Annotated in this window: 11 protein-coding genes, 1 other RNA gene and 4 pseudogenes; 8 read left to right on the top strand and 8 right to left on the bottom strand. The window is 64.0% G+C overall.

What is annotated here, in order from left to right; translation table 11 throughout:
- Positions 1-64: 64 nt before the first annotated feature.
- Positions 65-958, bottom strand: a pseudogene (dinB, locus tag XpopCFBP1817_RS13835) (DNA polymerase IV); the annotation flags it as partial.
- 121 nt (positions 959-1,079) lie between these two features.
- On the opposite strand from dinB, the gene XpopCFBP1817_RS13830 reads away from it, so the two are divergent.
- The 3 genes from XpopCFBP1817_RS13830 to fabB all read left to right on the top strand — a co-directional run bounded on the left by XpopCFBP1817_RS13830 (position 1,080) and on the right by fabB (position 3,032).
- Positions 1,080-1,156: non-coding RNA, sX9 sRNA (locus XpopCFBP1817_RS13830), on the top strand.
- A gap of 152 nt (positions 1,157-1,308) precedes the next feature.
- Positions 1,309-1,824: a 3-hydroxyacyl-[acyl-carrier-protein] dehydratase FabA gene (gene fabA / locus XpopCFBP1817_RS13825; RefSeq protein ID WP_128417565.1), complete on the top strand. Its 516-nt coding sequence runs from the start codon at positions 1,309-1,311 to the stop codon at positions 1,822-1,824.
- Positions 1,824-3,032 (top strand): beta-ketoacyl-ACP synthase I, encoded by a 1,209-nt coding sequence (fabB, locus tag XpopCFBP1817_RS13820; protein ID WP_128417564.1) that lies wholly within the window; start codon positions 1,824-1,826, stop codon positions 3,030-3,032. The genes fabA and fabB overlap by 1 nt, the downstream gene beginning before the upstream one ends.
- Before the next feature lie 114 nt (positions 3,033-3,146).
- Here the strand turns inward: fabB and XpopCFBP1817_RS13815 are convergent, their stop codons facing one another.
- The 3 genes from XpopCFBP1817_RS13815 to XpopCFBP1817_RS13805 all read right to left on the bottom strand — a co-directional run bounded on the left by XpopCFBP1817_RS13815 (position 3,147) and on the right by XpopCFBP1817_RS13805 (position 7,370).
- A complete protein-coding gene (locus tag XpopCFBP1817_RS13815) occupies positions 3,147-3,968 on the bottom strand; it encodes a hypothetical protein (protein ID WP_128417563.1) in 822 nt (273 codons plus the stop codon).
- A gap of 173 nt (positions 3,969-4,141) precedes the next feature.
- Positions 4,142-6,166, bottom strand: coding sequence for a M3 family metallopeptidase (locus tag XpopCFBP1817_RS13810; RefSeq protein ID WP_128417562.1), 2,025 nt, complete (start codon positions 6,164-6,166; stop codon positions 4,142-4,144).
- A gap of 100 nt (positions 6,167-6,266) precedes the next feature.
- Positions 6,267-7,370: a PLP-dependent cysteine synthase family protein gene (locus XpopCFBP1817_RS13805; RefSeq protein ID WP_128417561.1), complete on the bottom strand. Its 1,104-nt coding sequence runs from the start codon at positions 7,368-7,370 to the stop codon at positions 6,267-6,269.
- Positions 7,371-7,502: 132 nt separating this feature from the next.
- Here XpopCFBP1817_RS13805 and XpopCFBP1817_RS13800 point away from each other — a divergent pair, with 132 nt between their 5' ends.
- From XpopCFBP1817_RS13800 to gloA, 4 genes are all read left to right on the top strand, one after another.
- Positions 7,503-7,904, top strand: coding sequence for a CopL family metal-binding regulatory protein (locus tag XpopCFBP1817_RS13800; RefSeq protein WP_128417560.1), 402 nt, complete (start codon positions 7,503-7,505; stop codon positions 7,902-7,904).
- An 83-nt stretch (positions 7,905-7,987) separates the two neighbouring features.
- Entirely contained in the window at positions 7,988-9,814 is a 1,827-nt protein-coding gene (locus tag XpopCFBP1817_RS13795) for a copper resistance system multicopper oxidase (RefSeq protein WP_128417566.1), read from the top strand.
- Entirely contained in the window at positions 9,811-11,100 is a 1,290-nt protein-coding gene (locus tag XpopCFBP1817_RS13790; RefSeq protein WP_128417559.1) for a copper resistance protein B, read from the top strand. Before XpopCFBP1817_RS13795 ends, XpopCFBP1817_RS13790 begins: the two co-directional genes overlap by 4 nt.
- Positions 11,101-11,309: 209 nt before the next feature.
- Positions 11,310-11,834, top strand: a complete 525-nt coding sequence (gloA, locus tag XpopCFBP1817_RS13785; protein WP_128417558.1) for a lactoylglutathione lyase — start codon at positions 11,310-11,312, stop codon at positions 11,832-11,834.
- Between the two features lie 177 nt (positions 11,835-12,011).
- Here the strand turns inward: gloA and XpopCFBP1817_RS13780 are convergent.
- The 3 genes and pseudogenes from XpopCFBP1817_RS13780 to glmS form a co-directional block, all read right to left on the bottom strand.
- Positions 12,012-13,157: pseudogene (locus XpopCFBP1817_RS13780) on the bottom strand (hypothetical protein); the annotation flags it as partial.
- A 224-nt stretch (positions 13,158-13,381) separates the two neighbouring features.
- Positions 13,382-13,855, bottom strand: coding sequence for a hypothetical protein (locus XpopCFBP1817_RS13775; RefSeq protein WP_128417557.1), 474 nt, complete (start codon positions 13,853-13,855; stop codon positions 13,382-13,384).
- A 334-nt stretch (positions 13,856-14,189) separates the two neighbouring features.
- Positions 14,190-16,019 carry a glutamine--fructose-6-phosphate transaminase (isomerizing) gene (gene glmS / locus XpopCFBP1817_RS13770; RefSeq protein ID WP_128417556.1) on the bottom strand — a complete coding sequence of 610 codons (1,830 nt, stop codon included), beginning with the start codon at positions 16,017-16,019 and terminating at the stop codon, positions 14,190-14,192.
- A gap of 195 nt (positions 16,020-16,214) precedes the next feature.
- Between glmS and XpopCFBP1817_RS13765 the strand changes: the two are divergent.
- Positions 16,215-17,203: pseudogene (locus tag XpopCFBP1817_RS13765) on the top strand (efflux RND transporter periplasmic adaptor subunit).
- A gap of 26 nt (positions 17,204-17,229) precedes the next feature.
- Here the strand turns inward: XpopCFBP1817_RS13765 and XpopCFBP1817_RS13760 are convergent.
- Positions 17,230-17,433 (bottom strand): annotated as a pseudogene (locus XpopCFBP1817_RS13760) (IS630 family transposase); the annotation flags it as partial.

The following is a 17,433-nucleotide window of genomic DNA, read 5'->3' as shown; positions in this document are numbered from 1 at the left end:
AGCGATTACGCACACTGCCCGAACACGTCTACAACCAGATGGTCATGGGCTGAAAAACGTGGGGATACCTCAGGGTCAGGATGCGAAAGTTTGAGGTCTTCAATTTCAGCACCACCGTGCGCCCGAGACGCTCGGTGCGCCGCGTGGCGAGCCAGGTTTTTTCGGCCAGGCGCAGGATGTGCGGACCCAATGCCTTCAGCGCAATATCTTCGCTGAAAGTGTCTTCCGAGGAGACCGATTGCACCTCCTGATCCGGTTCCACCGGGCTCTCGTCGATGCCACGCGCACGCCGATACAGGCTCTGCCCGAAACTGCCGAAATGCGCCTGCAATTCTTCCAAAGCACGCAGCCGCAGATCGCTGACCGTCACAATCCCCAACGCCGCCAACTTGCCATCCATCACCTTGCCCACGCCAGGAATGCGATTGACCGGTAGCGGCAGCAGGAACGCATCCACACGACTGGGCGCGATGACGAACTGCCCATCGGGCTTGCGCCAGTCAGAGGCGATCTTGGCCAGAAATTTGTTCGGTGCGATGCCTGCCGATGCGGTGAGCTGGGTTTCATCGCGAATCTGCGTGCGGATCAGCTGTGCGATTTCGGTGGCCAGTTGCATGCCGGTCTTGGCTTGCGTGACATCCAGATAGGCCTCGTCCAGCGATAACGGCTCGACCAGATCGGTATGCCGCAGGAAGATCTCGCGCACCTGCCGCGACACCGCCTTGTAGCGCGCAAAATCCGGCGGCACGAACACCGCATCCGGGCATAGACGCTCGGCACGCATCGCAGGCATGGCCGAGCGAATACCGAAGTTGCGCGCTTCGTACGAGGCCGCGCACACCACAGAGCGCGCACCGCGCCACGCCACCACAACCGGCTTGCCGCGCAGCGATGGATCGTCACGTTGCTCCACGGAGGCGTAGAACGCATCCATGTCCACGTGCACGATCTTGCGCATCAAACTGGCGTCTCTCCAAGTGCTGACCACCCATGATAAATCAGCCGCGTCTCACGCCTAGAGCGGCTATCAACACGACTGCGCAACCCTCAGACGGGCGCAGCCGGTGCGCGGAATCGGCATTTACCCCTCGTACGCTGCGGTTCTGAGCGCGCCGCCCCTACCCACCTGACAGCTGCTCGCTACGTCTTGTTAACCACGCTCGACCCGGCCTTCACAGACCGCTTGCCGCGCTGCGCAATCGGTTGAACACAGCACGCATGCGTACGGATAAAACGTTTGATTGAACCGCGCGTCCTCATGCACCCTTGCAGGCTTCACCTTATCGCTTTTTGCAGGAAACGTTCGTGATGACTCGTCAAAGTGCGTACTCGCGTGACCAATTGCTGGCCAGCGCGCGCGGGGAAGTGTTCGGACCCGACAATGCCCGGCTGCCCAACGACCCGATGCTGATGTTCGACCGCATCACCGAAGTCAACGGCACCGGCGGCGCGCACGGCAAGGGTGTGATCCGCGCCGAATTGGATGTGCGCCCAGACCTTTGGTTTTTCGGCTGCCACTTTATCGACGACCCGGTGATGCCCGGTTGCCTGGGCCTAGATGCGATGTGGCAGCTGACCGGCTTCTTCATGACCTGGATCGGCGCACCCGGCCGCGGCCGCGCACTGGGGTGCGGCGAGGTCAAATTCACCGGCCAGGTGCTGCCGAGCGCCACACTGGTGACCTACGAGATCGATATCAGCCGCGTGATCAACCGCAAGCTGGTGATGGCGCAGGCCGATGCGCGCATGCGGGTGGACGGGCGCGAGATCTACGCTGCCAAAGAATTACGCGTAGGCATGTTCACTTCGACGGAGAACTTCTGATGCGCCGTGTCGTCGTCACCGGAATGGGCATCAATTCGTGTCTGGGCAATGACCTGGACACTGTCTCCAGTGCATTGCGCGAGAGCCGCTCCGGCATCACCGCATTGCCCGACCACGCCGACGTCGGCCTGCGCAGCCAGGTGGGCGGCGCGGTGGCGCTGGATCTGGACAGCCTGATCGACCGCAAGCTCAAGCGCTTCATGGGCGATGCCTCGGCCTACGCGTATCTGGCAATGCGCGATGCGATCGCCGACGCCGGGCTGGATGCCGGGCAGGTCACCGGCCTGCGGACCGGTGTAATTGCCGGCTCCGGCGGCGGGTCTAGTCATTGGCAGGTGGAAACCGCCGATCTGCTGCGCAACCGTGGCGTGCGCAAGGTCGGCCCTTACATGGTGCCGCGCACGATGTGTTCAGCGGTGTCTGCATCGTTGGCCACGGCGTTCAAGATTCGCGGCCTGAGCTATTCGCTATCGGCTGCCTGCGCGACTTCGGCGCATTGCATTGGCGCGGCCGCCGATCTGATCCGGCATGGCGCGCAGGATGTGATGTTTGCCGGCGGCGGCGAAGAATTGCACTGGACCATGAGCGTGATGTTCGATGCGATGGGCGCGCTGTCCACCGGCTTCAACGATCGCCCTGCGGTGGCCTCGCGCCCCTACGATGCGCAGCGCGATGGCTTCGTCATGGGCAGCGGCGGCGGCATGCTGGTGCTGGAAGACTACGACCACGCCATCGCACGCGGCGCACGCATCCATGCCGAATTGCTTGGCTATGGCGTGACCTCCGATGGCGCGGACATGGTCGCCCCCAGCGGCGAAGGCGCAGTGCGCTGCATGCAGATGGCGATGCAGGGCTTGAGCCAGCCGATCGATTACCTCAACACCCACGGCACCTCCACCCCACTGGGCGATGTCACCGAACTGGGCGCGGTGCGCGAGGTGTTCGGCAATAACGTTCCGCCGCTGTCCTCGACCAAGGCGCTGTCCGGCCATTCGTTGGGCGCGGCCAGCGTGCACGAGGCGATCTACAGCCTGCTGATGCTGCGCGACGGCTTCATGGCCGGCTCGGCGCATATCGATGAACTCGACCCGCGTGCCGAAGGCTTCCCGATCCTTCGTGAAACGCGCGCCGCCACGGTAAACACGGTGATGTCCAACAGCTTTGGTTTCGGCGGTACCAATGCGGCGTTGGTGTTCGGCCGGGTCTGAAAAAACGGCCTGCCGCGGTGCCATCGGACCGAGGCAGGCCGTCGCGACGACGCCGGCAATACTCCGCGCGTCGCTTGTGCATACATGCTCAAACCGCTATTTCAGACCACTGACTCAAACCGCCGAGTCGGACCGCTGGGGCTGGGCTGGCACAGCCTCCACAGAGGCGTTGTCGCGTGGGGCCGACGTCCACGCCGAGCCAAGCGCGGCGAACGTGCCAACGCCCCAGGCCACCGACGATGCGGTACTCAGGTTGGCCGCCTTGAGCGGCGCATTCTGCTGAGCTGCCACGGTTGCGGCGGCGGCCAGCCCGGCAGCGGCCATACTCGCCGCACCACTGACGCCCTGCAGCACCCGGCTCGGCAACGCGCGTCCGGTATCGTTGGCGGCGCGCAACAGGTTGGCGCCGCCGTTCACCGCCCAGGCCGCCGCCGACGCATAGGCCACCTTGGGGTTGTCGCTGCCGGTCAGCGACGGTGCCACCGCACTCAGAACACCTGCCGCAGCGCCTACCGCGTTAGCCCCGGATACCAGGGCATTGGCGGGCACGTTGCCAAGTTGGTTGATCGCCGCGCCGCCTGCCCAAAGTGCACCGCTGAGAGTGCCGGTGAGTCTGGCGGCCTGCGGCGCCGCAGACAGCCGCGAGGCGGCCATCGACAGCCCCGACGCCGCCGCGTCCACCACCGGGCCACCGTAGGCACCCACCTGCTGCAGCCTTCCCGGCGCCGCTGCATGCGCTGGCTGCGCTGGCGCGTCACCGTCCGCAGGTGGCCTTGGTGAAGGGCGGGAAGGTGCCCGCGCCAGCGGGGACAGCCTGGCCTCGCCGGAGGACGCTATGGTTGGTCCTGCGATTGATGCTGGACCCGAAGCGCCGGCTTCCAGGTCGATGAAGCGATCTGCAGGGCAAACGACGGAAGACAGTGTGTTGATTGGCATTTGCCACCTCGTTGCATTGGGGTACGGCAAAGGCTATCCGGACCAGCGATAAACGCACCGCAAACCCTTGGCCGCGCTACGTAAATTCTGCAATACGCCGCCCAAGCCGGCGTGGCCGGTTGCGCAGGCATTCATCGAGGGCGCGCCGGCGACCGGCGCGCCATACCGCCGTCTCAGCCGGCCATGCCACTGTGGCGCAGCAATGCATCGATGCTCGGCGCACGCCCACGGAAGGCACGGAAGTTGTCGGCCGCACTGCGGCTACCGCCACGCGACAACACCTCAAAGCGGAAGCGCGCACCAGTGTCTGCAACCTGCTCGGGCGCTTCTTCGAATGCGGCGTAGGCATCGGCGCTGAGCACTTCGGCCCATTTGTAGCTGTAGTAACCGGCTGCGTAACCGCCGGCGAAGATATGGCTGAACTGGTGCGGGAAGCGATTCCATGCCGGCGGGCGATTGACCGCCACTTCGTCGCGCACGCGCTCGATCAGCTGCAACACGCTGTCCTGGGTCGGGTCGAAGCTGCTGTGCAGTTGCATGTCGAACAGCGCAAATTCCAGCTGCCGCACGGTGAACATGCCGCTCTGGAAATTGCGTGCGGCCAACAGCCGATCGAACAGATTGCGTGGCAGCGGTTCGCCGGTGCGCACATGCGCGGTCATTGCCTGCACGCGCTCCCATTCCCAGCAGAAGTTCTCCATGAACTGGCTCGGCAGTTCCACCGCATCCCATTCCACGCCATTGATGCCGGCCACGCCCAATTCGCCGATGCGCGTCAACAGCTGATGCAGGCCGTGGCCCATTTCATGGAACAGCGTGGTGACTTCGCTATGCCGGAACGTGGCCGGCGTCTGGCCACTGCCGCGACCGAAGTTGCACACCAGATACACCAGCGGCGTCTGCACACCGTTGGCGGTGTCGCGGCGATTGCGGCAATCGTCCATCCACGCCCCGCCGCGCTTGCCTTCGCGTGCGTACAGATCCAGATAGAACTGACCAACCAAGTCGCCCTGCGCATCTTCCAGACGGTAGAAACGCACATCTGGGTGCCAGACCGGCGCGCTGTCGGGTTTGACGGTCAGGCCATACAGGCTGTGGATCACATCGAACAGGCCCGCCAGCACCTTGGGCTCGGTGAAGTATTGCTTCACTTCCTGCTCGGAAAAGCTGTAACGCGCCTGCTTGAGTTTTTCGCTGGCGTAGGCCAGATCCCATGCCTGCAGTTCTTCCAGCCCCAGCGGGTCGCGTGCGAAGGCTTCAAGCTCGGCACGATCGCGTTGCGCATACGGCTTGGCGCGTACGGCCAGATCACGCAGGAAGCCCATCACTTCATCGGGGCTCTGCGCCATCTTGGTGGCGACCGAATACTCCGCATAACTAGCAAACCCGAGCAGCTGCGCCAGCTCGGCACGCAAGGCGAGAATGCGATCGATGTTGGCGCTGTTGTCCAGCGCAGCGTCGCCGAATTCGGAGGCGCGCTCGGCATTGGCGCGATACAGCCGCGCGCGCAGCGCGCGATTATCCGCATCGGTCTGCACCGGCAGATAGCACGGCATCTGCAAGGTGAGCTTCCATCCCGGCACACCGTCTTTTTCGGCGGCAGCGCGCGCAGCGGCGACCACTTCGGCCGGCAGGCCAGACAACTGGGTTTCGTCTTCGGTGACGTACGACCAGGCATCGGTGGCATCGAGCACGTTCTGCGAAAACTTGGCGGCCAGCGCGGACAATTCTTCCTGGACGTGCGCAAAACGCGCCTTGGACGCCTCATCCAGCTCGGCACCGCCGAGACGGAAATCGCGCAGCGCGTTTTCCAGCACCTTGCGGCGCGCTGCGTCGTAGTGCGCCGCCTCCGGCGATTCGGCCAGGGCCTTGTACTGCGCGTACAGCGCCAGATTCTGCGCCAGCGCGCTACCGAAACGGCTGAGCTTGGGCAGATTGCTGTTATAGGCCTCGCGCAGCTCGGGCGTGTTGACCACCGCCTGCAGATGGCCCACCTGGCCCCACGCGCGCCACAGCCGCTCGGTGGCATCGTCCAGCGGCACCACAAAGCTGTCCCAGCTCACCGGGCTGACCTGCTCGGCCGTTTTCACCGCCGCCTCGGCATCGGCCAGCAGGTGATCGATCGCCGGGCCCACGTGCTCGGGGCGAATCGCATCGAAGGACGGCAGTCCGGACAGGTCGAGCAGCGGGTTGGTCATGGAGCGCTCCGGCGGTGGACTGGATCAGAAATGAAAAAAGAGTGGCTAGCAAAACCCAGCGATGCGCAGCAGGTTGATCGCAGCTCACAGGATATGGCGGTCATTCCAGCGCCGCACAAGGCAGCGTGGGCAAGTCGCCGCCGTTCACTGCAATGGCGATCGCCGCATCGCTGCCGGTGACGTCGATGTCGCGCGCCACATACCAGGCCGGGTCGTAATAACTGTGCGCGTAACGCTCGCCGGCATCGCACAGGATGGTGACGATGGAGCCGGTGCGCCCGGCGCCGCGCATGCGCTGGGCGGCCTGCAGCACGCCGACGAAATTGGTGCCGGTGGAGCCGCCGACGCGGCGGCCGAGCGTGGCGCTGACGTGGCGCATCGCGGCCAGGCTCAGGGCGTCGGGCACCTTGATCATCACATCCACGCAACTGGCGATGAAGCTGGACTCCACGCGCGGGCGGCCGATGCCTTCGATACGCGAGCCGCCGGTAATGGCCAGTTCCTTGGGGCATTGCCCGTCCACCGCACGGCAATAGCCGTCGAAGAACACCGACACTTCCGGGTCCGCGCACAGGATGCGGGTGGCGTGGCGCCGATAGCGCACGTAACGCCCCAGCGTGGCGCTGGTGCCACCGGTGCCGGGGCTGCAGACGATCCACTCGGGAATCGGGTGCGGCTCTTCGGACAGCTGCTTGAAGATCGATTCGGCGATGTTGTTGTTGGCGCGCCAGTCGGTGGCGCGCTCGGCGTAAGTGAACTGGTCCATGAAGTGCCCACCCGTCGCACGGGCGAGCTGATGCGAGGCACTGTCCAGATCGCAGGCGCGCTCGACCAGATGACAGCGGCCACCCTGGAATTGAATCGCGGCGATCTTCTCAGGCGAGGTCGAGGCCGGCATCACCGCGATGAACGGCACGCCCAGCAAACGTGCGAAATACGCTTCGGAGATGGCGGTCGAGCCACTGGAGGCCTCGATTACCGGGCGCCCGGCACGTAGCCAGCCGTTGGTCAGCGCATACAGAAACAGCGAACGCGCCAGCCGGTGCTTGAGGCTGCCGGTCGGGTGGCTGGACTCGTCTTTGAAGTACAAGTCGATGCCCGGAAAGCCCGGCAGGTCCATCGGAATCAGATGGGTGTCGGCCGAACGGTTGAAATCGGCTTCGATCTTCTGGATGGCGGCGGCCGCCCACTGGCGCTGCGACATGGCGGGACTGTGCGGCGAAGGATGCCCCAATTCTACCGCTGCCAGCCGCGCGGCCACGGCGGGCGCGTCATCGGGCGGACAGCTGGGGGCCAGTGCTATGCTCGCCGCACCTGATCGCCTGCCCGACTGCCTGTGCTGCGTTGCCTGCTCCGCGTGCTGCTGTGCCTCTGCCTGGTTGCCAATATGGCGACCGGCGCGTGGGCGTCGGTGGGCATGGCGATGCCGCCGATGGCGTCGGGTGCGATGGCACCGGCTGCGTCAGCTGCGCACGCTTCCATGCCGGCCGCGATGCCGTGTCATGAGGACATGCAGCCCTCCGCCGCCGCGCGTATCCCCGATAAAATCAAGCATGCGCACGCAGCCGATTGCTGCAAGCTGGGCAGCTGCGGCTGCCTGCAGCACTGCAGCCTCGCCCTGCTGATCCTGCCTGCAGTGCCCGCCGGTCTGCCTTGCCGCCCCGCATTGCCTGCCACGCTGGCCGAAGGGCGCAGCAGCCCGGTGCCCGAGCAACCGGTTCGACCTCCCATCGCCTGAGCGCTGACGGCCTTGGCCGTCATCGGGCCCGCGTGCTTGCGGCGCGGGGTTTCTAGAGCGATGCGATGCGTCCGCCTTCCTCGTTGGGCCGCGCCGGAGATGTCATGTCTTTCGATCCCACGTCTTTCGATACACCCTCTAACGGCGGCCTGAGCCGGCGCCGCTTCGTGCAAGGCCTGGCACTGGTCGGTGTTTCCGCCGCTGGCGGCCTGTGGCGCGGCGATGCGCGTGCGGCAAACCCTGTGACGCCAGTCCTGCGCGGCAGCAGCCCATCGCTGCAGATCGGCCGCATGCCGGTTAAGGTCACCGGGCGCACCCGCACCGCCATCACCGTCAACCAGAGCCTGCCTGCCCCCACGCTGCGCTGGCGCGAGGGCGACACAGTGAGCGTGCGCGTACGCAACGCCTTGGCCGACCAAGCTACTTCGGTGCATTGGCACGGTCTGTTGCTGCCAGCCAACATGGATGGCGTGCCGGGCATGAGCTTTAACGGTATCGCGCCGGGCCAGGAGTATCACTACCGCTTCGCGCTGCGCCAGTCCGGCACTTACTGGTATCACAGCCACTCGATGTTTCAGGAACAGGCCGGGTTGTACGGCGCGATCGTGATCGATCCGCTGGCCCCGCCGCCCTATCGGCATGATCGCGAGCATGTGGTGTTGCTCTCCGATTGGACCGATCTGGATCCGGCCGCGCTGTTCCGCCGTCTCAAACAGATGCCCAGCCACGACAATTACGCGCAGCGCACGGTGGGCGATTTCATGCGCGATGCGCGCGAAGACGGCTTGCGCGCAACGCTGGCCGAGCGCGGCATGTGGGGGCGCATGCGCATGACCCCGACCGACCTGTCCGACGTCAACGCCAACACCTACACCTATCTGCTCAACGGCGTCGCCCCGGCCGGCAACTGGACTGGCATGTTCAAGCCCGGCGAAAAGGTGCTGCTGCGTTTCATCAACGGCGCGTCGATGACCTACTTCGACATCCGCATTCCCGGCCTGCGAATGACCGTGGTGGCCGCCGACGGCCAGTACGTGCACCCGGTCAGCGTGGACGAGTTACGCATTGCTGCGGCCGAAACCTTCGATGTCCTTGTCGAACCCATCGGGCAGGATGCCTTTACCGTGTTCGCGCAGGACATGGGTCGTACCGGGTTTGCCTGCGGCACGCTGGCGGTGCGGCAGGGATTGCAGGCGCCGATTCCCGCACTGGATCTGCGCACGATTGTGACCATGCAGGATATGGGGCATGGCGATGGCATGGCAGATGCCGCACATTCCATGCATGGTGGAGATACGGCGCAAAGCGATCGGCATGCAGCGCACGCAATGCCGATGCCGGCAACGCAGATGCAAGGGCATGCGAACGAAACGACGCAGAACAAAGCGCCCCACCACCCAGCCAGCGAAGACGGCAATCCGCTGATCGACATGCGCAGCAATGCCACCGCGCCGCGACTGGACGACCCCGGCGTTGGCCTGCGCGACAACGGCCGCCGCGTGCTGTGCTACGCCGACCTGCACAGCGTGTTCGAAGATCCGGATGGGCGTGAACCCGGTCGCGAGATCGAACTGCGTCTGACAGGCCATATGGGAAAGTTCGCCTGGTCTTTCGACGGTATCGGCTTCGCTTCGGCAGAGCCATTGCGGCTGCAGTACGGCGAGCGCCTACGCATCGTGCTGGTCAACGACACCATGATGCAGCACCCCATCCATCTGCACGGCATGTGGAGCGATCTGGAAGACGCCGACGGCAATTTCCAGGTCCGCAAGCACACCATCGACATGCCGCCCGGCACACGCCGCCGCTACCGCGTGCGCGCCGATGCGCTGGGCCGCTGGGCCTACCACTGCCATCTGCTGTACCACATGGACGCTGGCATGATGCGCGAAGTGCGGGTAGAAGCATGAGCATGCTACGCACGCAGCACGTGTTGATGGTTGCGCTGTTGGTAAGCACATCGGCTGCTGAGCAGGAACATGTACATGAGGCGACGGATGGATCCGCGCATGCCGACGGCGCGCATGCGATGCCGATGGCTGACGGGGCAGAGGCTGCACATCCGCACACGTCCACCGCGGCAAATGCATCGCAGACATCTGCGCAGGAGACGGTGTCTGCTGTGGAGATGGATCATGCGCACATGCATATGCACCACTCCAGCGATGCATCGCCACCAACAAACGTTGCCGACAGCATGCCAGCGCAGCAACCTGTACACGCTGAAGTTTCAACATCGCATGCATCGATGCACCACGCAGGAATCCAGCATGCCGACGTGCAGACTGCAGCACACCAAAAATCACCGGCTCCACAGATGGACCACACCCGGATATCGCAGACAGACATGGACCATGGAGCGATGAACCATACGTCGATGCAGCATGCATCGATGCAGCACAAGTCCATGGATCACACGAAGCTGGGTCACGCGCTACCTGCCAAAGCCGCTACGCAAACGCCTGCATCGCCCAACAGCACACTGCCACGCGAGCCAATCCCCGAACCCACCGCCGAAGACATCGCTGCAGCATTCGCACCATTACACAGCCACGCGATGCACGCGGCAGGCATCAATCACTACGTGTTGCTCGATCGGCTGGAAGCCTTCGACACCGACCGCGACAGTGGTCAGGATTGGGAAGCACGCGCCTGGATCGGTGGCGATATCGACCGGCTCTGGTTGCGCAGCGAAGGCGAGCGGCACAACGGGCGCACGCAGGCCGCTTCACTGGAGGCGTTCTACGGCCACGCCATCTCGCCGTGGTGGGATCTGCTGGTCGGCGCACGTCAGGACATCGGGGCGGGCGAGCATCGCAGCTGGGCCGCCTTCGGCGTGCAGGGACTGGCGCCCTACACGTTCGAGACCGAAGCCACGCTCTACATCGGCAGCGGCGGCCGTGCGGCAGTGCGACTGGAAGGCGAATACGACGTGCTGCTGACCAACCGGCTGATCCTGCAACCGCGCGTGGAAGCCAGCATTGCGCTGACCGATGATGACCGGCGCGACATCGACAGCGGATTGGAGCGGGCCGAACTCGGCATCCGGCTGCGCTACGAAATCACCCGCCGTTTCGCGCCCTATCTCGGCTGGGTACACAGCCGTCGCTTCGGTGACACCGCCCGACGCGCCGCTATCGAAGACGAACCGGCGCGCGACAGCCGGTTCGTTGCCGGCGTGCGCATCTGGTTTTGAGACGGCAGCTGTGCGCATGGGCCTGATCGTTTCGGTCTATGCACGCGGTCTTGAAGCGTGCGAACAATTCTGCTGATCGCGATCAACAACAGAACACATCGGCCACATCACCGACTTTCGCAATGCAGGCATACCGACAACCCTTGCCTCGCTAACATCGGCATCCGACGCAGCCAGCCCTGCACCCCCATTCCATCAAGGAGACCGCAATGCCTTTGACCGATCTGCAACACGTTCCCGGCGCCAGCGACGCGCCTGCCGAAACCGGCGGCTTCGTGTTCAACCACACCATGCTGCGCGTCAAAGATGCCCTGCGTTCACTGGATTTCTACACACGCGTACTGGGCTTCCGCCTGCTGGATGCACGCTATTTTGCCGATGCTAAATTCAGCCTGTACTTTCTGGCCTTGCTGCAGGAAAACACCGCAATCCCCGACGACGATGCCGAACGTCGCCTAGGGATGGCCGGCATTCCCGGCGTGCTGGAACTCACCCACAACCACGGCACCGAAACCCAGGACGCCCCGGTGTATCACGACGGCAACAGCGAGCCGCGCGGCTTCGGCCACATCTGCATTTCGGTGCCGAACATCCACGCCGCCTGTGCCCGCTTCGACACCCTCGATGTGCCCTACCAGAAGCGCCTGGAAGACGGCCGCATGAAGCACCTGGCCTTCATCAAGGACCCGGACGGCTATTGGGTGGAGATCATTTCCAATACGCCGCTGGCCTAACAAAGAACAAAAAATTCCCGGAATCTTCCCGGGCATTTTTTTAGCGTGTAAGCCATCGGCACTTGTTGCAAAACGGCGCGTTCAAGCAGGGTGCGTCAACACAGAACACTGCCTACGCCTTTGAACGCACGCAGTGCACTCAGATGTGGGTGCCATGCGGCACGATGCATTGCTTCGGTTAAAGGTGGCAACAGCCTCTTTGTCCGGGAACCACTGCGGTAACTGCTCGGCAAATTTTGCGGCGCATTCCTCGCTTTAGGCCTGCGCGACCTCCTTGACCAGCGCGTAGTCGTTGGCCTCCCATTCCTCAAGCGATTCGGTGCGCGGTGTCGGCGCACGGTCCAGATTGACCGGGCTCGCTTTGCGCTTCAAAAGTCCGGAGCGCTCACCGCCCATCGTCACTGCATAGCGCAGCTCGTAGGGCGACTTGGTGTCGGCCAGGCTCTGGTAGACCAGCAGACGGTCGGACATCAGCACCTGCAGCCGGAACGGATCCACAGGCAGTGCTGCCGGATGCCCGGTGAAGTAGTTCTTCAGATGCGCATTGACCGCATCGTGCTGCAATTGATACCCGGGATTACCCTAGGCCTGCATTTTCTCGCCTTTCAGCTGACCTTTACCAAAGGCCGCCACTGCGACACCGCGCGCGAACAGGCTGGTGGCGATCTGCAATCCCACTACCGCCCCAGTGTGCCCGCGCCGCACCACGCGCAATATTGCCTCGCCATTGGGCAGGCCGTTGGAACCCACACGCATGCTGGCATGCAATGGAAGTTGCAACGCCCAATCCGCCGACGGTGTAATGACCGCAGCGGCATCGCCCTACGTTTGTGTATCGGACTGTTCTTCTGTTGCAGCGACCGACACCGTGCCGGCAACTGCGGCAGCAGCATAGGTAGTGGCTGTCGAAAAATCGCCATTGGCAAATGCAGGCACCACTGCCACAGCCTCTGCACCACGCGTGGCCGTACAGAACGCGCTGGAAGCACGCATCTGCACTTCATGAAATTCGATGCCTTTGATCTGATGCACGGCCGCAACCTGGCCGCACTGCGCGACCAGCTTGGCAACGATGGCCTCCTGCTCGACAGGCTGCTGGCCGCAGACCTTGGCGGCGGCAATGCGCGACCAGGCGAATTGCAGCGCCGGATCCCGCCCCATCGCATCGTCGCCGACAAACCGGTGGTCGTAATGGTAGGCATAGATGGCCGGGTCGATATCTTGCAAGGCCATGCCGCCCACGCCCGCGTAACCCGGTGGAAGATCGCCAGCCATCGCAACGCCGCTCAGTGCCGATATCGCCATTGCAATAAACGCTTTCATGCATTCCTTCCCCTGGAGGTGCGTCGCATTGCCTGTCCCCGACGCACTGCGACAAGATACGGTCAGACCGCGCAGACAGCGCTCAACAACACAGTGTTTGGTCCATCAGACGATCCGCAGTCGGCTAAAACGCTCGCTTGCGCTTAGAGTGTGAGCGCATCACGCGCACTTGGCAGTCGGGGCGAGCCCACATCTGTAGGAGCCGCCCCGGAAGTGGCGGTTATCTACGCATGCAACAGTCCGCCATGACTGCGCTGCCACTCGCGTGGCGGGCGCAGCGCGGCAAGCGTGTGGACCAACTCGCGATAGCTATCAGCCAGTTGACCGAACAGGCTGGCATCGCTGCAACGGGTGTCGGCTACGTCGGCATACGCACCGCGCCCGAGGTCGATGAAGTAATCCACACTGAGCCGGCGGCGTTGGGCCACGCCGGGAAACAGCCCGGCAATCAGCAGACAGCCATCGCCCACATCGCGCAACAGATCGGCACGCACGCTGCCAATCTGCTCCTGTGCGTGCAACCACGCCAATGCCTGCGTGCGCGACAGCAGATGCGCATCGCGCTGGAAGCGCAGCAACACGAACACCAGATAATGCTCGCGCGATTCGTCCAGCGGCAGCGCGATGCGCTGCCCTGCCTCACGTACCAACGCCTGCCACAGCTCGGCCGGCGCGCCCTGTTTGAAAGACTGGTGCATATGTCCTCCTGCGTGGTGGGACCCTCGCTAAGAGCGTATGCATAAGCTGGGCCAATCGGCTGGCAGCCGGACCTTTGGTCTGCCAAATCGCCCGGTCAGGCGCGGAACGAGAAGGCATCGTCGTCGCGTGTCTGACCTCGGCCGCCCTACTAGCATTGCGGGCACATCCACTTGTCGATCGCGCCTGAAATGGATGGGCTTGGAGCGACTGGCAACACGTGGCAGGCAGTCATCAGGTAGGTATAAACGACAGGCTCAGAACCGAAGAACATGATGATTCCGGGCACCGGCCGCACCCACCTGACGGTGCGCGCAGCCGTTCTGGTCCCCGCGCTTACTCCACCGTCACCGACTTGGCCAGGTTACGGGGCTTGTCCACATCGGTGCCGCGTGCCAGCGCGGTGTGATAGGCCAGCAGCTGCACCGGGATGGTGTGGATCACCGGCGACAGCACGCCGGCGTGGCGCGGGGTGCGGATCACGTGTACGCCTTCAGACTCGCTGAAGTGGCTGTCCTGGTCGGCGAACACGAACAGCTCGCCGCCACGTGCGCGTACTTCCTGCATGTTGGATTTGACCTTTTCCAACAGCCTGTCATTGGGTGCGATCACCACCACCGGCATCGCCGCATCCACCAGCGCCAGCGGGCCGTGCTTCAACTCGCCGGCCGGATACGCTTCGGCGTGGATATAGGAGATTTCCTTGAGCTTGAGCGCGCCTTCCAGCGCGATCGGATAATGCAGGCCGCGGCCGAGAAACAGCGCGTTTTCCTTGGCCGAAAAACGCTCGGCCCAGGCCATGATCTGCGGCTCCAGATTCAAGGCGTGCTGCACGCTGCCGGGTAAAAACCGCAGCTGTTCCAGATACTCCGCGTCCTCAGCCTCACTGATTCGGCCCTGCAATTTTCCCAGCACCATGGTGAGCTGGAACAACACCGCCAGCTGGGTGGTGAACGCCTTGGTCGAGGCCACACCGATCTCGGCGCCGGCACGTGTATAGCAGACTAGTTCGCTGGCGCGCGGGATCGCGCTCTCGGGCACGTTGCAGATCGACAACGTGTGCAGATGCCCCAGCGATTTGGCATATTTCAGCGCCTCCATGGTGTCCAGCGTTTCGCCGGACTGCGAAATGGTGACGATCAGATGGTTGGGGTTGGCATAGGCGGCGCGGTAGCGGTATTCGCTGGCGATTTCCACGCTGCACGGCAGCCCGGCGATGGCTTCGATCCAGTAACGCGCGGTCAGGCCGGCGTAGTAGCTGGTGCCGCAGGCCAGGATCTGCACGCCTTCGATGTCGTGCAATACCGCCTCGGCATTCGGCCCGAACAATGAGGCAGGGAATCCCTTCGCATCGATCGCCGCTTCCATGGTGTCGGCCAGCGCGCGCGGCTGCTCGTGGATTTCCTTCTGCATGAAATGGCGGAACGGGCCCAGTTCCAGCGACGCCAACGAGACGTCCGACAAATGCAGCGGGCGTTCGACCGGCGCGTCGTTGCCATCAAAGATGCGCACGCCATCGCGGCGCAATTCGGCAGTGTCGCCCTCTTCGAGAAAAATTACCTGGCGGGTGGCCTGCACGATCGCCGAGACATCGGAGGCGACGAAGTTCTCGCCCTCGCCCACGCCGATCAGCAACGGGCAGCCCATGCGCGCGCACACGAAGCGCTCCGGCTCAGCCTGGCTCATCACCGCCAGCGCGTAGGCACCGGTGAGTTCCTTGACCGTGCGCTGCAGGGCGATCAGCAGATCGCCTGCGCTGCCCAGATGGTGATGGATCAGATGCGCAATGACTTCGGTGTCGGTCTGCGACGCGAAGGTGTAACCGAGCGCGCGCAGCTTCTCGCGCTGCTGCTCGTGGTTTTCGATGATGCCGTTGTGGACCAGCGCCACGCCTGCGCTGATATGCGGATGCGCGTTGGCCTCGGTGACGCCGCCATGGGTGGCCCAGCGCGTGTGGCCGATGCCCAGCGTCGCGCCGAACTGCTCGGCCTGCGCGGCCTGCGCCATCTCCACCACGCGCCCGGTACGACGCACGCGGCGCAGCTGCGCGCCATCGAGTACCGCAATGCCGGAAGAATCGTAACCGCGGTATTCCAGACGCTTGAGTCCTTCGATCAGGACCGGGACCACATCGCGCCCGGCGATCGCTCCGACAATGCCGCACATAGCACAACCCTTGAGGACGAAGCCGCGCATTTTAGCGTGTCCGTTCTTGTGCGCTGCATGACCGTGCCCTGACAGCGTGTCCGCCGACACTGCGGACACCGGCCATCTGAGCACAAAGACGTTTATTTTCAGCTATTTGGCGATTGGCACAGGTTCTGCTTGATCGCAGTGACGCCACCGAGCCAGCCGATCACGATTGGCGATACCTCTGCCCAGGACCAGGTTCTCCGTACACCCGCCCAGAACCCGCCATGGCGCCGTTGGCTATGGCGCGGCATCGCTGCGGCCGCCGTGCTGGCCGGTATTGGTTGGGCGGTCACTGCGTGGAGCGCCGGTAGCCGTTCGTTCGATGCTAATGCCAGCAAGCTCACCGACCAGGCCCAGATCGACAAGCAGGCGGCCGCGCGCGCTGAAACGCTATCAATGCGGTTTCGACGGCGGCGCCGTGCCGCAGGTGGAACTGGCAAATGCGCAGGGCACGTTGAAAAAACAGACATCGACCTACAGCATGCCGAACGCGATGCCTCTCTGAAACGCCAGGGGCGGATCTGTAAGCGCGCAACAAGCGCCTGCTGGCCGACCGCCAGCGCGCGGTGGTGGCCGAAGTGCAGCGCCAGGTCGATGCACTCACGTTGTTGTCGCCGTTCGACGGCCAGGTCGGCCAGGTGCAGGCGGTCCAGCGCACCCAGGTCACCGCCAACGCGCCGATCCTGGGCGTGGTCGATCTGTCCAAGTTCGAAGTCGAGATCAAGGTAGCTGAGAGCTTCGCGCGCCGCCTGGCCATCGGCATGCCGGCGCAGCGCACCAGCAGCAGCGGCAAACCGTTCCCCGGCGCCATTTCGGCGGTGTCGCCGGACGTGGTCAACGGCGAAGTCAGCGCACGCATCCGCTTCACCGACGAGCAGCCGCCAGGCCTGCGCCAGAGCCAGCGCATGAGCGCGCGGGTGGTGATGGATACCCCCCGCAACGTGCTCAAGGTCGAACGCGGCCCGTTCGTCGAACAATCCGGCAGCCGCGACGCCTACGTGATGGATGGCAACACTGCGGTGCGCCGGCCAGTGCGCATTGGTGTCAGCAGCCTGGGCGAAGTGCAGGTGCTGTCCGGGCTGCAGGTCGGCGACCGCGTCGTGGTGTCCGGCGCAGATAACTTCGGCGATGCACCGCGCGTCACCGTTCACTATTGATCCGGCCAAGAGAAGTTTTAACTATGTCACGCAGCATATTTTACCCGTGGATCCCGGAAGTCACGTCTGACACGTTCGGGTGAGCGTTCGATTCTTTTGCATATGCTCGGTCGCTGCGGCTTTGCGTTTGGCTTTGGGACGTGCCGGAATCTTCGAGCCGATGGCGTGCTTGAGATCGGCGTTGAGGCGCTCTTCGGGATTGAGCTCCGGGCTGTCGCTGGGCAAGTAGA

Source organism: Xanthomonas populi (genome assembly GCF_002940065.1).
GTDB classification, from domain to species: Bacteria; Pseudomonadota; Gammaproteobacteria; order Xanthomonadales; family Xanthomonadaceae; genus Xanthomonas; species Xanthomonas populi.
This window is presented reverse-complemented; position numbering and strand designations above follow the sequence as displayed.

Bases quoted from the DNA above. Each gene is read 5' to 3' on its own strand.
- glmS (WP_128417556.1), bottom strand. From the start codon at position 16,019: ATGTGCGGCATTGTCGGAGCGATCGCCGGGCGCGATGTGGTCCCGGTC.
- XpopCFBP1817_RS13805 (WP_128417561.1), bottom strand. From the start codon at position 7,370: ATGTCGCAGCGCCAGTGGGCGGCCGCCGCCATCCAGAAGATCGAAGCC.
- gloA (WP_128417558.1), top strand. From the start codon at position 11,310: ATGCCTTTGACCGATCTGCAACACGTTCCCGGCGCCAGCGACGCGCCT.
- XpopCFBP1817_RS13790 (WP_128417559.1), top strand. From the start codon at position 9,811: ATGAGCATGCTACGCACGCAGCACGTGTTGATGGTTGCGCTGTTGGTA.
- fabA (WP_128417565.1), top strand. From the start codon at position 1,309: ATGACTCGTCAAAGTGCGTACTCGCGTGACCAATTGCTGGCCAGCGCG.
- fabB (WP_128417564.1), top strand. From the start codon at position 1,824: ATGCGCCGTGTCGTCGTCACCGGAATGGGCATCAATTCGTGTCTGGGC.
- XpopCFBP1817_RS13815 (WP_128417563.1), bottom strand. From the start codon at position 3,968: ATGCCAATCAACACACTGTCTTCCGTCGTTTGCCCTGCAGATCGCTTC.
- XpopCFBP1817_RS13775 (WP_128417557.1), bottom strand. From the start codon at position 13,855: ATGCACCAGTCTTTCAAACAGGGCGCGCCGGCCGAGCTGTGGCAGGCG.
- XpopCFBP1817_RS13810 (WP_128417562.1), bottom strand. From the start codon at position 6,166: ATGACCAACCCGCTGCTCGACCTGTCCGGACTGCCGTCCTTCGATGCG.